The sequence below is a fragment of the Staphylococcus simiae genome, from assembly GCF_002902085.1.
GTDB classification, from domain to species: Bacteria; Bacillota; Bacilli; order Staphylococcales; family Staphylococcaceae; genus Staphylococcus; species Staphylococcus simiae.
The window spans coordinates 845-1,184 of the sequence record NZ_PPQR01000153.1 but is presented as its reverse complement, the minus strand read 5'-3'; the positions used below and the strand labels follow the sequence as shown (position 1 = coordinate 1,184).

Genomic DNA, 340 nt, shown 5'->3' with positions numbered 1-340 from the left:
AGATGTGTATAAGAGACAGATATATACATTTACTGTATCTAAAAGACTATTTAAAAAATCAGTTTAAATTAACCTTTTTAGACTTTACTCTTTTATCAAGAGTTTTATCAAAAGATAAAGATGCGCTAACACTTAAAGATTTAATTGATTCTATTCGTTTTATGTATCCTCAAGTTGTCCGTGCTATTAATAAATTAAATGAAAAAGATTTGTTAACTAAGGAACGTTTTCTAGCAGATGAGAGAATTGTATTAGTGAGGACAAATAAGAAGCAGTTAGATTTTGCAATAAATATCATCAAAGACATATCTAAAATATTAAATAAAAAAAGTTTCTGTTT

General features: G+C 25.0%; 1 protein-coding gene. It reads left to right on the top strand.

Features of this window, described 5'->3' with window-relative positions; translation table 11 throughout:
* Positions 1-340: transcriptional regulator, SarA/Rot family (locus CD113_RS12910; RefSeq protein WP_407070859.1), on the top strand; the 340-nt coding region annotated here is incomplete at both ends.